At 61.2% G+C, this 14,748-nt stretch carries 8 protein-coding genes, 1 tRNA gene and 1 pseudogene; 7 read left to right on the forward strand and 3 right to left on the reverse strand.

The annotated features are described in order from the left end of the window. Window positions 1-11: 11 nt before the first annotated feature. The gene (gene mscL, locus FHS06_RS09490) at window positions 12-440 is read right to left on the reverse strand and encodes a large conductance mechanosensitive channel protein MscL (protein ID WP_167048724.1); all 429 of its coding nucleotides are present in this window, start codon (window positions 438-440) and stop codon (window positions 12-14) included. 35 nt (window positions 441-475) lie between these two features. On the opposite strand from mscL, the gene FHS06_RS14410 reads away from it, so the two are divergent. Then, entirely contained in the window at window positions 476-637 is a 162-nt protein-coding gene (locus FHS06_RS14410) for a hypothetical protein (RefSeq protein WP_375138699.1), read from the forward strand. 14 nt (window positions 638-651) lie between these two features. Here the strand turns inward: FHS06_RS14410 and FHS06_RS14415 are convergent. Both FHS06_RS14415 and FHS06_RS09500 read right to left on the reverse strand, forming a co-directional pair. Next, window positions 652-792 (reverse strand): annotated as a pseudogene (locus tag FHS06_RS14415) (FmdB family zinc ribbon protein); the annotation flags it as partial. A 13-nt stretch (window positions 793-805) separates the two neighbouring features. Continuing rightward, complete coding sequence (locus FHS06_RS09500) at window positions 806-1,402, reverse strand: 5-formyltetrahydrofolate cyclo-ligase (RefSeq protein ID WP_167048728.1); 597 nt, start codon at window positions 1,400-1,402, stop codon at window positions 806-808. A gap of 102 nt (window positions 1,403-1,504) precedes the next feature. Between FHS06_RS09500 and galU the strand changes: the two genes are divergently transcribed. The 6 genes from galU to FHS06_RS09530 all read left to right on the forward strand — a co-directional run bounded on the left by galU (window position 1,505) and on the right by FHS06_RS09530 (window position 14,743). Then, complete coding sequence (gene galU, locus FHS06_RS09505) at window positions 1,505-2,392, forward strand: UTP--glucose-1-phosphate uridylyltransferase GalU (RefSeq protein WP_165142069.1); 888 nt, start codon at window positions 1,505-1,507, stop codon at window positions 2,390-2,392. A gap of 24 nt (window positions 2,393-2,416) precedes the next feature. Continuing rightward, window positions 2,417-3,046 carry a GNAT family N-acetyltransferase gene (locus FHS06_RS09510; protein WP_167048730.1) on the forward strand — a complete coding sequence of 210 codons (630 nt, stop codon included), beginning with the start codon at window positions 2,417-2,419 and terminating at the stop codon, window positions 3,044-3,046. A 38-nt stretch (window positions 3,047-3,084) separates the two neighbouring features. After that, window positions 3,085-3,999, forward strand: a complete 915-nt coding sequence (locus FHS06_RS09515; protein WP_310734795.1) for a large exoprotein — start codon at window positions 3,085-3,087, stop codon at window positions 3,997-3,999. Window positions 4,000-4,052: 53 nt separating this feature from the next. Continuing rightward, window positions 4,053-4,128, forward strand: a tRNA-Ala gene (locus FHS06_RS09520). A 428-nt stretch (window positions 4,129-4,556) separates the two neighbouring features. After that, the gene (locus tag FHS06_RS09525) at window positions 4,557-7,778 is read left to right on the forward strand and encodes a LamG domain-containing protein (protein ID WP_167048732.1); all 3,222 of its coding nucleotides are present in this window, start codon (window positions 4,557-4,559) and stop codon (window positions 7,776-7,778) included. 2 nt (window positions 7,779-7,780) lie between these two features. Next, entirely contained in the window at window positions 7,781-14,743 is a 6,963-nt protein-coding gene (locus tag FHS06_RS09530) for a polymorphic toxin-type HINT domain-containing protein (protein WP_167048734.1), read from the forward strand. Window positions 14,744-14,748: the final 5 nt, after the last annotated feature.

Raw genomic sequence — 14,748 nt, forward strand, 5'->3', positions numbered from 1 at the left:
AGCGCTGAGCGCTACGGCTTCGGAGTAGATTCCGGCTTCTGCAGCAGGTCGCGAATCTGCATGAGAAGTTCTTGCTCGGTCGGAAGTGGTTCCGACTCGGGCTCTTTGTCGACACCGGCTTTTGTTGCGGCGCGAGCTTTGATGCGGTTCATCGGGAACACGAACGCGAAGTACACGACGACAGCGACCGCGAGGAAGTTGATGACCGCACCGATCATGCTGCCGATCGCGAAGGTGGAGACACCATCGCCGATGAGGACGGGAACATCCCAGGTCCACTCGTTGAGGCTGCCGACCTGGAAAATGACACCGATGAGCGGGTTGATGAACCCGGTCACCAGCGCCGTGACGATTGCAGTGAACGCTGCGCCAATGACGACCGCTACTGCGAGATCGATGACGTTGCCGCGGAGAATGAACTCCTTGAATCCCTTGATCATGTCTTTCCTCACTGCGCGCTCAGCTGGGTGTTGAAGTGCTCGAGGACTTGCTCCCCGACGACTCTTTCGACGTCGACTTTGACGCCGACTTTGATGACGACTCTTTCGATGATGACCCAGAAGACGACGAGCTGCCAGAAGAAGAACTACCCGAGTCGCTGCTCTTCTTCTCTGCTGGCCGCGAATCGGTGCGGTAGAAGCCCGACCCGTTGAACGTCACGCCAATCGTGCCGTACTGCTTGCGGAGCGTTCCGCCGCACTCGGGGCATTCGGTGAGAGCTGAGTCTGTGAACGATTGCACAGCGTCGAATCGGTGACCGCACTGAGTGCAGGCATAGGCATAGGTGGGCATGGCGTCTTTCGGATTAGAGCGATTGCGTCGCGAAGGTGAAGGTCTGTGTCGGGGTCACGACGCCGGTGACCGGCTGGTCGTGCACGTCTGCGGGAACTGTCTCGACGTATTCGGAGTCATAAATGACGGCGTACACCGGAGGGCAGCGCTCCATCGAACCAAGTGTCTTATCGAAGTAGCCACGACCCCACCCGAGGCGCATGCCGGTGTGATCGATAGCAGCCGCGGGAATGATGAGCAGATCGACGTCATTGACAGCGATCGGCCCGAGCACTTCGCCCACCGGCTCGGGGAGCCCGAACAGACCCTCAGCAATATCGCCGTCGGCCGTGGCCACAGCCCAGTCAAGAAGTCCGTCAGCGCGCGTGATCGGCAGTAACACGCGGATGCCGCGCTCAAGAGCTCCGTTGAGGAATTCGCGGGTGCTGGGCTCGGTCGAGGTGGAGAGGAAACAGGAGATAGAGGTTGCGCCGGTGCTCTCGAGGAGGGCATCGAGCTGGGCGCGTACGCCGGCGCCGGCAGCGTCTCGCGCGGCATCCGAAAGAATCTGTCGCCGTTCGCGGAGGTCGGCGCGGAGCGCTCGCTTCTCGTTATCAATGTCGTCGGGCATGAAATGAGTCTACGAGGCTCGGGTTTATCCGCGGGTCGGGTGAATTATCTCACCGTGTGTCACCGTGACAACTTCGAAACCTTGTCCCGTTAGGATCTGGGTATGTCTCACAAGCCCTTTAAGGCCGTTATTCCTGCGGCGGGACTCGGCACCCGCTTTCTGCCTGCGACCAAGGCGATGCCCAAAGAGATGCTGCCTGTTGTCGATAAGCCAGCTATTCAGTACGTCGTAGAAGAAGCCGCTGCCGCTGGCATCGAAGACGTGCTCATCATCACCGGACGCAACAAGCACAACATTGCGAACCACTTCGACTCGGTTCCCGAACTTGAAGAAAAACTCCGCGAAAAGGGCGACCTCGATCGCCTCGCACGCGTGCACAAGTCGAGTGAGCTCGCCGACATCCACATGGTGCGTCAGGGTGAGCCGAAGGGCCTCGGTCACGCAGTGTCGCGTGCACGCCGTCACGTCGGAGACCACCCGTTCGCAGTGTTGCTTGGCGACGACCTGATCGATGCGCGTGACCCTCTCCTCACCAAGATGCTGTCTGAGTACGACAAGCGCTCAGCGACCGTCATCGCTCTGATGGAGGTTGAGCCGTCGCAGATTCACATGTACGGCGCGGCAGCTGTTGAGCCCACCGATGACCCTGACGTCGTCAAGGTGACGGGCCTTGTTGAAAAGCCCGCCACTGAGGATGCCCCCTCAAACCTTGCGATCATCGGTCGCTACGTGCTCGACCCCTCTGTCTTCGATGTGCTGGAGCACACCGAGCCCGGCAAGGGTGGCGAAATCCAGCTGACTGATGCGCTGCAGGAGATGGCAAGCGACGAGACCGGTGGCGGCGTTTATGGCGTTATCTTCCGCGGCCGTCGCTACGACACCGGCGATAGAGTGGACTACATTAAGGCGATCGTGCAGCTCGCTGCCGATCGCGACGATCTCGGACCCGATCTGCGTCCGTGGTTCAAGGAATTTGCGGCCACTCTCTGAGCCACTGTTTGAAAGGGTGCCGGCATGGATTTGACGGTGCCACGTGCACAGGGGCCCATTTCGATTCGCCTTGTGCGTCCGAAAGACGCGCGAACCCTGCAAAATGAACTGATCAGCAACCGTGGTTGGTTGCGAAAGTGGGAAGCAACCAGTCCCGACAGCGCGGTCTCGTTTGACATGCGTGCTGGTGTGAAGCGACTTTTGCAGCAGTATCGTGACGGCGCCGGCATCCCCTTCGTCATGGAGTACAACGGCGAAGTGGCCGGGCAGCTGAACGTCTGGGGGATCGCACGCGGATCCCTCTCATCGGCGACGATCGGGTACTGGGTCAGCGAACGGTTTGCCGGGCACGGAGTGACACCGACATCTGTGGCGCTTGCAACCGACATCTGTTTCTTCGAGCTGGGCATCCACCGCATGGAGATCTGCATCCGACCCGAGAACGTTGCGAGCCTCCGGGTCGTTGAGAAGCTCGGTTTTCGTTATGAGGGATTGCGCCGAAAGTACATCCACATCAACGGTGACTGGCGCGATCACTACTCATTCGCGCTCGTTCGTGAAGATGTGCCCGGCGGTGTGCTGCGTCGTTGGATGAGTGGACAAGCGCCCGAGGATGCCGCGAGAATCCCACCGGGCGACCTTTTGCCAGAGTAACCCCAGGCGACACGCGCATTCCTAGCGTGCATTGAACGGTGTCGTCGCATACCGTTTACGACATGGGTGGGCAGGTATTAGGCGGCGGAGTGATCATTGCCGTCGCTGTCGCGCTCTGGCTAGTCTATCTTTTGCCGTCGCTGCACAGCTCGCACCAGTTCAATGCCGCCGAGCGAAACGCCGTTCGGCTGAACCAGGCGCTCCGGATTCTCGCCGAAACCAGCGAGACCCCGCAAGAAGTGCGCATGGAACTGAACGCCCGCACCGCGATGGCGCAACAAAAACTTGCACGCCGTGCCCAAGCTCAGCGCGAAAATGCTGAGCTCGATACGGCGAAAGCTGAACTTGAGACCGCTCGGCTTGAGCGCGAGCGCGTACGAGCGCTTCCTGCCACGCGACGAGCACGCGCCCGACGTCGGGCACGAACCACTGCGACCATGATGGCTTTGCTTGCCCTCGCTGTTGCCGGTGTCGGTACATGGCAGCTTGTGAGCGCTGGCACGTCGACCCTGCTGTGGGCCGCTGGCGCTGTTCTGCTCGGTTCAGTTGCAGTACTACAGCGAATGGCGGCAGTTTCGCGTCGCGCGCACACGGTCGTTGCGGCGCCCGCTGCTGTTCGAACCCAGCCTGTCGTGCAAGATGTTCCTCTCGTGCGTCAGCACCGAGACACCCAGTGGCAACCGCGCACACTTCCGCGTCCGTTGAGCTCGTCGGTGGGTTCTGCGGCAGCTGTCGTTCGTGATGCAGCGGATGCTCGTGAAGCTCTTCGTGCCGCCGCGATCGAAGAAGCGAAGCGGCAGCAAGCGGCGAAGGCTGCGCCCCGTTCTATTGACACTGCGCGCGTGGTTGAGCCTGCGGCATCCGCTTCTGCGTACTCGCGCATGGGGTATGTCGACGACGCCGAGATCGAAGCGCACGTCCGCGATCTGCTGGAGCGACGCGTCGCCGGATAGCCCGCCTGATGCGTGTCGCGCCGGACCGGCGTGATAATGTTTTTGAGGTTCAAGGGCCTGTGGCGCAGTTGGTAGCGCGCCTCGTTCGCATCGAGGAGGTCAGGGGTTCAAATCCCCTCAGGTCCACCATTTTTTGATATTTTCGCGCATCTATGGGGATGATGCTCGATCAGACGCGCAAGCCGGTACCTGTCGGCGGCCCTTTTCTTTGCGGGCGATTGTGTGGCTGACCCCTGTTTCTTCGTTCGTATGTCTTTAGGGTCGTTGACCATGCGAGTGCGTCGAAGGGACTTTAGCGACGTGCTCGAACCGTTTCAGTATCGGAGCGCTTCAGCGAGTTTTCGACAGGATTTTTGTCGTCGCTTGTCGAAGGTTTCGGCGCTTCAGGTTGGGTCCGATTTCTCGGCAAAAAAACATCTTCCTCATAGGTCGTTCATAGTGATACATTTCTGAAGCTTGTTCGGGTTTCTGGTTCGCCACAGGGGCGGCCGCAGCGCAAGTGTTTGGGGATGCGCGCGCTGCTAATGCTCCGCGCGCCCTCGCGTAGTGGGGGATACGTGGAAACTAGGGCTGAGGCGAGCGCGGCTTCGAAGGCGCGCATTACCGCACGGCGGGGCCGTTTTGTTCCGATCCTTCTGATCTCGTCTTTGATAGGCGCGAGCGTCGTGGCGGGTATCCAGTCATCGCAGACACCGCCGGGTGGGGTCGATTGCTCCCTCGCCGAGGTTGAGACATCCGATGAGGCGGGGAGCATAGCGGCCGCTTGTGACGTTGAGGTCGAAGTTCTTAGTGAGCGCACACCCTGGGTGACCGTGTTCGCTCGCCCCGACGGGCAGACGCGGATGACGGTGGACGCGGTCCCTGAGCACACGAACGTGAACGGTGTGTGGGAGCCGATTGATGTTTCTGTCATCCCTGCGGCTGTGCCCGCGAATGTGGCGGAGGACGCCACGAGTGTCTCTGGTCACGGCGGCGGTGTCGGTGCGCCAGCTACGACACGCACTGACGTCTTTCCGATTGTCGAAGAGCGCACAGTTGGCGACACCGTGGTGGACGACGAGGTCACAGACGACGGTGAAGATCCTGAGGATGAAGGCGGCGGGGCCATCGATATCGATACGGAGTCGATGCTCGGCGTCGCCGCTCCGGTGTTTCCACTCTGGTTCAACCCGGGTGGCGACGCAGGTGAAGGGCTTCCGCTCGGCGTCGTTGAACGTGACGACGCATGGGTCAAGTTGTGGTTTCCGCTTCCGCTACCAGAGCCCACGCTTGATGACAGGTTTGTGACGTACGAACTCGCCGCCGGGGCGCGCCTGATTGTCGCGGTGATGGTCGATGGATCGGGATTCCGACCCGTGGTCGAACTGGATACGCCGGAGGCCGCCGACTGGTTGGAGGACGAACTTTCGTTGGCACGTGAAGAGCGCGGATTGCCCGGGTCTGGTCTGCAGATGCCATTCGAGGTCGAGGCTTCTGACGGGGTGAGCATGCAGGGAGTAGAGGACACCGGGTTCGAGTTCGTCAATGAAAGCGGGGAGATCCTCTTCTCCAGCCCGCCGTCGCTGATGTGGGACTCTAGCGCCGACGCGGCGGAAGATAGCGGGGAGGTGCGCGCGGAATTTCCTCTTCCCGGCGACCGATCGCTCGTGATGCCGGTAGATGTCGTGGCAGGAGACGAGGGTGAGGGCACGGTCCTCGTGTCGCCAAATGAGGAGATGCTGTCGGATGCCGACACCGTCTGGCCAGTGAGGATTGACCCGACGCTGGGTGGACGGACACCAACAGCATGGGTCGCGGTGCGCACAGGCGGCTATACCAGCGCGATTTACAAGTGGGCCGACACGTCGTCCCGCGTCGGCGAGTCGATGGGGCACTGCTCCCTATCGTGGACCTCAGCATGTGTGACGACCTTCACATCGCGCCTGGTGTGGGAGTTCCGCGACAGCGGCAGCAACTCCGTAGGAAGTTGGCTCGACAAACTTTCGGGATCCGACATTACCTCCGCGACATTCTCCGCCGACCCAGGACAACGTGGAAACTGCACGTCAACCCGGACGGATGCTTACCAGACCGATGGGATCTCCAGTTCGCAGCAGAGCTGGAGCAGTATGGGTTTCCTCAAGTACGCCTCCAACATCACTGCTCCGCAAGGCGACGCATGCTCTGACTCCGGGGTGCGCCGAGAGTGGGACGTGAAGAGCGTCGTTGTCGACGGGTCTAACCAAAACTGGCCATCGGTGACCATCGGTCTTAAAGCGAACAATGAGTCCAGCTCAAGCGGGTATAAGACGTACAAGAACGACGCGCGCCTCGACATCGTTTTCAACCGGGCACCGAATGTCCCGACGAGCGTAAAAATGACATCGCCCGCGCAATCGTGTGTGTCGGGTAGTAGTCGCCCCGTGTTGGCGACTACGACGCCGACTTTTTCTGCGGTTGCTTCGGACCCCGACGGCGGAAATGTCCGCGTTCGGTTTCAGGTATATATTCCGAGCCCAGAGTCAGAAGCCTGGAACAGCGGTGACCTTGCCGCGAAGGCTTCCGGGTCTACCTTCTCCGCAAAGGTCGCGTCTGGAAAACTCGTTGCCGGAAAGGTTTACCGCTATAGGGCGTACACGACTGACGGGGCGCGGCGATCGTCGTGGTCGTCGGCGTTCTGCGAGTTCACGGTCGATGTGACGAAACCGGCATCGCCGACGGTGACTCCCGTGCGCACCGGTGTTGCCGCGATTTACGACAGCGATGTGGAGCGCGGTGGTGTCGGCGTGGCAGGAAAGTTCACCATCAGCCGCGGCAACTCAAGCGATGTAACGCAGTTTAAATACTCGTTCAACAACACCTCGCTAACCTCAACAGCCACGCCGAACACCTCGGGTACCGCGCAGATTGCGTTCACACCCACTACGGCCGGACCTGTGACGTTGCGGGTGTCGAGCCGCGACAAGGCCGGAAATGAATCACCACCGACCACCTACGTGTTTGACGTAGCCGCGGCGAAAGAAGATGCAATCTGGATGCTCGACGAAGGCGAGGGTGACGTCGCCGCCGACGCGAGCGGCACCACTCCCGCCCGTGACCTCGAAGTATCCGGTGCCGGCTGGCTTGCGGGCCCGCATGATTTGTTTGGGTCGCGGCCAGGGGATGGCTCGTTGAGTTTCGACGGAACGGACGACGTTGCCAGTACGGGCCCGGTAGTGGACACCAGTGAATCGTTCGTTGTCTCCGCATTCGTCTGGCTGAATGCCGAGGCGACTAGTGCGGACGACTTCACCGCTGTTTCGCAGGACGGGATCGTCACATCCGCTTTTCAGCTGGGTTATTCCCAGTCCTGTCCAGACACGACAGCTGGCTGCTGGTCGTTCCGGATGAGAGACGCGGACGCGGGCACCGCCCCTCTCACGTTCGTGAAATCGACGGTTCCTGGCGTTCGAGACGAGTGGGTCCATCTGGTCGCCGAACACGACGCCGCCACCAAGACGATGAGTATCTGGGTGTGCGAGATCGGTACCCCCGAGAGCCCCGCAACAGGTAACCCGGTTCAAACTACGGTGCCGCGAGCAGCGGCTCCGTGGGACTCCACTGGCGCGTTCGTCCTGGGCCGGGGGTACTCCAACTCGGCCGTATCGAGCTGGTGGCCGGGGAAGATCGACAACGTTCGCGTATTTAAAGGCGAGGTCGTCGCTGAATCGAAGATCCGTCGCATGTGTCAGGGCGCGGAAGCCACCGACTTCGATAGTGACCTCGATGCCCTCGACCCGACCATCATCGAAGGCGAGTGATCATGTCTTACCGCACAGGCTCGGAACGCCACCCTTTTATGCGTCGCCTTCTCGACTCTCGGTTCTCGCTGGCTGCTGTCGCGACCGTGATGGTCGTGGTTCTTACCATCGATCCGTTCGCCACGGGGAGTGCCGCCAACGGTGTCGCGGGCACGGTTGACACGGTCGAAGATCGCGCGACCAACCTGGCTGAGGCGCAGGCCGCTGTCGCGGAACCCGCTGCGGCCGAGGCGTCGGAGATTGTGGGCGACTGGCCCGAGCTTGAGGACAGCGTGCAGCCGGAGGCTCAGGCAACACTCCCGGATGCAGCGCAACAAACCGTGACGGTGCCCTCTGTCGACACCGCAACGGTCGATCTCGGCGGGATGGACGTCAACATCGCCGCCGCAAGCAGCGGAGGCTCCCCGGAGGCAGTGAAACTTCGTGTGGAGGACTCGTCTGTCGCCGAATCAGTGGGTGTCACGGGTGTCCTCATCGACGTCGCCCAGGTGGATTCTACCGAGGTGATCGACGGTGCGCAGATCGACCTCACGGTGTCGTACGAAAATTTCAGTGGTCTTGTTGGTGGGGACTGGGCGTCCCGATTGCGGCTGGTCTTCGTGCCCGAGTGCGCGGTAGAAACCCCTGACATTGAGGCTTGCCAGTTCTCCCCTCTCGCCTCAACGAACGACGAGGAGGCGCAGACGGTGACCGGCACGGTGCCGGTCGACTCGGAACCCGGCGCCATGGGATTCGGGATGGGTGCACGGCAGGCGCGTTCTTCATCCGGTACCGGGTCGGTGGCGCTGATGGCAGGAGTATCGGGTTCGGCCGGTGATTGGTCTAAGTCAGGGCTACCGGCGTCGTCCTCGTGGGGAACTTCCGGCAACACCGGTGCGTTCACGTGGTCCTATCCCTTGGCCGTCCCGGTTCCTGAAGCAGGCCCAGCACCGGAACTCACTCTCTCGTACTCATCTGCTGTCTCCGATGGTCGTGTGCCGTCGGCCAACAATCAGTCGGGTTGGATCGGCGAGGGATTTGATCTGACCTCGAGCTACATCGAGCGCCAGTACGAATCGTGCACTACAGACTCCGAACGTCCTGGCGCGAATAACGCAAACCGTGAATCTGGCGACCTCTGCTGGGGCCGAGAGAATGCCACTCTCGTGTTCAAAGGCGCCTCATTGCCGCTTGTCTACGATGCGGCCGCCGATGTGTGGCACTCAAAAATTGACGACGGTACCCGGGTGCAGCGCACTAACGGAGGCTGGAACGGGGTGGATGGCGGCGAATACTGGAAGGTCACTACCCCGGACGGCACTCAGTACACGTTCGGTCGGGGAAAGACCTCCGAAAACGGTGCCGACCTCAAGTCCGCGTGGACAGTCCCTGTGTACGGCAACCACGCAGGTGAGCCCTGTCATGCCGCAGGTTACGCGGAATCCGACTGCAGTCAGGTCTGGCGTTGGAACCTCGATCACGTGGTCGACCCGTCCGGAAACACCATGACGTACACGTACGCCACCGAGACAAACAACTATGTCGCCGACTACATGCACAACGATGACTGGGACACCACGGGCTACATTTCCGGGGGCCACATTGTCCGCATCGACTACGGCACGCGCACTGGATCTACCGCGAGCGCGCCTTACCGAGTCGCGTTCACGACCCAAGCACGTTGCCTCACCAATTTTGTAAATCCTGCTTCGCTGTGTGAGGGCGGACACACCGAGTCGGACAAGTCAAAATGGCCCGATACGCCGCGGGATCTGCAGTGCACAGCAACTGCAGATGACTGCATGAATGTCGTCCCTGTCTTCTTCGATACCACCAGGCTCAGCAATGTCACCGCGCAAGCATGGGATGGTTCCAGCTACCGCGATATCGACTCGTGGGCATTCGGCGGCCGATTCGTGGGTGAAAGCGACTTCGATCCGGTAGAGACATCTCGGTCGGTCGTGCTGCGTGTCGATAAGATCACCCGAACCGCACGCGCTGGCACCACGAGTACCAGTGATGACATCTCTTTGCAGCCGGTCCGATTCGCCTACGATTCACTTCCGAACCGTGTTGATACCGCAACCGACGGGCAGTCAGGGTTGTGGCGCCCGCGCGTTATCCAAGTTCGCACCGATGCGGGCGCTCAGATAAGCGTCAGCTACCGCACAGAATGCACTCCTGAATCGTTGCCCGCCTCCAGCGACGCCGCGCAAAGCGCCAACGCCGCCCTCTGCTACCTCGTGCGCTGGCAACCCGATGGTGAACTCCAACCGGCCGACCACTGGTTTCACAAATATGTCGTCGAAAGCATGGTTGAAGACGGTGCCCCCCATGTGGCGGGTTCGAGTGACCTCATCACTGGCTCGCAATCCAAAGTCACCCGATACAACTATCTCGGTGGGGCGAAGTGGGTGAAGCCAACTGGGCCGATGGTGGACGCCTCAAAAGTCACTTATACCGATTTCCGGGGCTTTGCTCGAGTGGACACGGTCGTTGGCGAAGGTGAGGAGCAAGCCACCACCGAGCGGGCGACGTACCTGCGCGGAACTGGCGGCACCCTCACAGCAGGACCCGCAGGCAATACCGTCTCCGTTGTCGACGTCGAAGAGTTCGCCGGTACGGTATTCAGCACCGAGACCCTCAACGGCTCGAAGACGATTACCCAGTCGATCACCAAACCCGGCACTCCCGTCACGGTCGCAACCGGTACCGGGGTGACGTCGAAGCGGATACCCTCGACCACCACGTACGGGTTTACCTTCGATGGGGGTGGAGCGCTTGAACACCGGACTTCGTCAACGATTACTAACGACAGCGCCGGCCTGCCGGTTACGGTCGAAGACCGTGGCGACCTCACAAAGAGCACCGACGACATCTGCACGAAGACCACATATCGACGCGATCAGGCGTACCTGGGTGCGCACATGCTCGCTTTCGCTTCGAAGACCGAAACATTTGAAGCGGCCTGTGCCTCCGCAGCAGCCGCGAACCTTCTCACTCGTGACACCGCCACCTACGACACGCTAGGACGCGCCCTTTCCACAGCATCGGTGGATCCGGCGAACGCCTCGGTGAACGTCACCCGAGCGACTTACACCTATGACGTCTACGGGCGCGTCACATCGGTGAAAGATGCCGCGGGCAACAAAACAACCACCGACTACACCGCATCGGCTGGGGGACAAGTTTCAAAGGTGACGACTACCTCGCCCGACCCTGACGGCACGGGGCCGCTGCCGAAGTTCGTTTCTGTCCAGACGCTGAGCCCGCTTACCGGGCAGCCGATCTCGATGACCGATCAGAACGGCCTGGTCACCACCGCAACCTACGACGCGTTGGGCCGACCCACCTCGATCCGCTACCCACAGCACGCAGACGCGCCGCACCCCTCTCTCGAATACGAGTACACAGTGTCGCCGAACGGCCTCAACGCTGTCGTGACACGCAGCCTCGCTGTCGACGGTAAGAACCAGCATTCTTCCGTCATTTTGTATGACGGATTGCTGCGTCCTTTCCAGCAACAGGTGGAAGGCGCCAACGCGACGCTCGCCGACCGGGGCCGGATGGTCTCGCATATCTTCTATGATTCGCTCGGTCGCGTGGAGTCGCGCACTTCCGCGTGGCATGTGAAGGGTGCGCCCGAGGCGTCTCCTGAACCGCCACCTGCCGTGCCTCCGGCGTCGACATCGTATGAGTACGACGGTGCCGGGCGGGTGACCGCCGAGATTTTGTGGGTCGGCACTGAATCCAACCCCGAGTACGAGATGTGGCGGAGCACCACCGTCTACGACGGCGCCAATACACTCACGATTCCCGCAGATGGGGGAACGCCGACCGAGACGATCATCGATGCGCGAGGTCGTGCCATCGAATTGCGCGAATACGTCCGAGACCCGCGGGCCGACGCAGACGCAGATACCGCCGCTGAGATCCGTGCACTCACGTCTCATACCACCACGTATGGGTACAACGGGGCCAGTGAATTGACCACGCTCACGAATCCGACCGGGGATGTTTGGAGCTATGAGTACGACCGCGCAGGGCAACTTCTTTCCCAAACCGATCCCGACAGTGGCAAGAGCAGCACGACGTACACCGTTCTAGGTCAGGTCGCGACACAGACCAATGCGAACGAGGAAACGCTGGTCTATACGTACGACGCGCTCGGTCGTGTGACGGAGCTTCGAGACGGTGACGGCACGCGCCGAGCCTCCTGGTCTTTCGATGTCACGCCTCTGGCTGGTGGTGGTGGTGACACTGCGCTCGGACAACCCAGCTCCACCATCCGCGTCGTTGACGGTCTCGAATACACAACCACATACGGCGAGTACGACACCGCGTACCAGGCGACGACGGTGAGGACAAGCCTTCCCGAAAGTCCCGGACTTCACACCCTGTCGGGGGAATCGTTCGATACGCAGATTGCGTACACGGAGGACGGGCAGGTCGCTCAGATCACCTACCCCGAAGTCACTGACGGCGACAGTATTGTGCTCGGCAAAGAAACCGTCACGACGATGTTCGATGAGGCCTCTATGCCCTCTTGGATGAGCGGCGGATTCGGGTGGGGCACCTACGTTGCCGATGCGCAGTGGAACTCGGACGCCACACCTGCCGTGCAAGACCTCGGTACTACGTACGGGGCTGCTGTCTCCTACGACTGGGAAATTGGTACGCAGAGGCTTGCGAGTATTCGGCTGGATCGTGAACGCGTCAGCGGCACAGAAGTCGCCCTGGAATATGGGTATGACGACGCCGGAAACGTCACGAGCATCAGCGACTTGCCGACCGCAGCGCGCGTGTCTAATCAAGCCGATGTGCAGTGCTTTGACTATGACGGACTGCGGCGGTTGGAAACGGCGTGGACAGAAGGCGCGCCGGGCTGCGAGTCCGTGCCTCGGTCGACGTCTGATGTTGGTGGGTATTCGCCGTACTGGATCGACTATACGTATGACGTGCTCGGGAACCGTACCCAGCAGACCAGCTTTGACGGGGCCGACACGACGGTTACCGAGTACACCCATGGCGGCGGCGGCGCTGGTCCTCACCAGCTGACGGAGATGGTCGAGACCACGGGACAACTGACCACGGTGGTCGGGTTTGACTGGGATGCCGCGGGAAACCAGACGTCTCGCACCGTGGACGGAGCATTGCAGACGCTCACGTGGGACGCCGAAGGCGAGCTTGCCTCGATCGCCGGCGCTGAGACGGACGTCGCCAACGTCTACGACGCGTCCGGTGAGCGGTTAGTCCGCGTCGACGACGGAGCAGCAACTGTCTACCTCCCCGGCGGGCAGGAAGTGACCGCGACCGACGAGAAGGTCACCGCGACCCGCTGGTACAGCTTCGCAGGCACAACTGTTGCTGTCCGCACCGGAACGGGCCTCGGGGGTGTGTCCAGTGTCGTTTCCGACGCGAACGGCACCCCCGTCGCTTATGTGCATAACACCGATTGGGCGGCAGGTGTGCAGCGGGTGCGCACGGAACCGTTCGGTGATGCGCGCGCTGGTGAGGCTGGCCAGGTCGAAGGTCGCGGATATCTTGGCGCTCCCGCCGATACGACAGGCTTGACGTTGCTCGGTGCAAGGTATTACGACTCTGCCACGGGCACCTTCATCAGTCCCGATCCACTGTTGGATCCCGGTGTGCCGGCGCAACTCAACGCCTATGTCTATTCCGGGAACAATCCGATTACCTGGTCGGATCCGTCAGGGTTGAGTTGGCTTGGCGACGCATGGAACAACGTCACCAAGTGGGTCGACAAGAACAAGTCTGTGATCGCGGGTGTCGTGGTCGGTGTGGCCGTTACCGCGGGATGTTTGGCTGTCACCGGGGGTGTCGGAAGCGTTGCGTGTGCCGTCGCGGGTGGTGCTGCCGGGGCCGCGGTCAGCAATATCTGGAGGCAGAAGGAGTCGGGTAAACCCTTCAACTGGGGGAGCTTCGCCGCCGAGACCGCTATGGGCGGGGCTCTGGGGTTGCTCGGCCCAGCCGCGGGCGCTGCTGCGCGAGCTTTCGCGCCTGCAGCGTCTGCTGTGGTCCGCACAGTTTCGAACGCGATCAGTGCAGGCGCGGGCAAAGCCGGAACAGTGTTCAAACCCGCGATGTCGGCCACCGCGAGTCGTGCCGCGAACGCCTCCGCGACCCGATCTGCCACCCAAGCCACGTCCGGTGCGCGGAACAGCTCTACATCGATGGCATCCTGTGCGATCAACAGTTTCGTGCCCGGTACCCTCGTTCTGCTCGCTGACGGCACACGTACTGCGATCGAAAACATCCGGGTCGGTGACCTAGTGCTCGCAACCGACCCGGAAACCGGAGAATCAAGCGCTGAACCGGTCAACGTCACCATCACCGGAACGGGCGAGAAAGATCTCGTGACCATCGCCGTCATGTCAGATGACGGCTCGGCAGGCGAAGTCACGGCCACCGCCGGCCACCCCTTCTGGGTCGCAGACAAGAGCGAGTGGGTCGAAGCGGGAGAACTGCAGTCCGGCCAGTGGTTGCGTACCTCTAACGGCACATGGGTTCAGATCACTGCGATCGAACACGACCACAGGGAACAGGCGGTCTACAATCTCACCGTCGAGGCAACCCACACGTACTACGTATACGCGGGCGAAGCTGAAGCACTCGCGCACAACTGTGGCGGCGCAGCAGGGATGGGTGCAGAGAAGACATTTCAGACTTACACGAAGTTCAATGCGAAGACTGGGCAGGTCTACGTCGGTCGCACCAGTGGATACGGTAACTCGCGTGTGAATGTTGCTCGGCGCGACTCGCGCCACGCTTATAATGAATCCGGCTTCGGACCCGCGAGATTAGAAAAATCGGGGAGTTACGAAGCCGTCCGAGGTCGTGAACAACAGCTGATCGAGTCGTACCGTAGCCTAGGTTTGTCTGCAAACAAGATCAACGGGATAAGCCCGTCCAATCCTCGGTTGCAGACATACATGAATGCGGCGCGGAACGAGTTCGGGGAGTAAAAGTG

The organism is Microbacterium halimionae (genome assembly GCF_011761265.1).
Taxonomy (GTDB): domain Bacteria; phylum Actinomycetota; class Actinomycetes; order Actinomycetales; family Microbacteriaceae; genus Microbacterium; species Microbacterium halimionae.

Excerpts from the sequence above, each read along its gene's own strand:
- FHS06_RS09510 (WP_167048730.1), top strand. The coding sequence starts at position 2,417 with ATGGATTTGACGGTGCCACGTGCACAGGGGCCCATTTCGATTCGCCTT.
- mscL (WP_167048724.1), bottom strand. The coding sequence starts at position 440 with ATGATCAAGGGATTCAAGGAGTTCATTCTCCGCGGCAACGTCATCGAT.
- FHS06_RS09500 (WP_167048728.1), bottom strand. The coding sequence starts at position 1,402 with ATGCCCGACGACATTGATAACGAGAAGCGAGCGCTCCGCGCCGACCTC.
- FHS06_RS09530 (WP_167048734.1), top strand. The coding sequence starts at position 7,781 with ATGTCTTACCGCACAGGCTCGGAACGCCACCCTTTTATGCGTCGCCTT.
- galU (WP_165142069.1), top strand. The coding sequence starts at position 1,505 with ATGTCTCACAAGCCCTTTAAGGCCGTTATTCCTGCGGCGGGACTCGGC.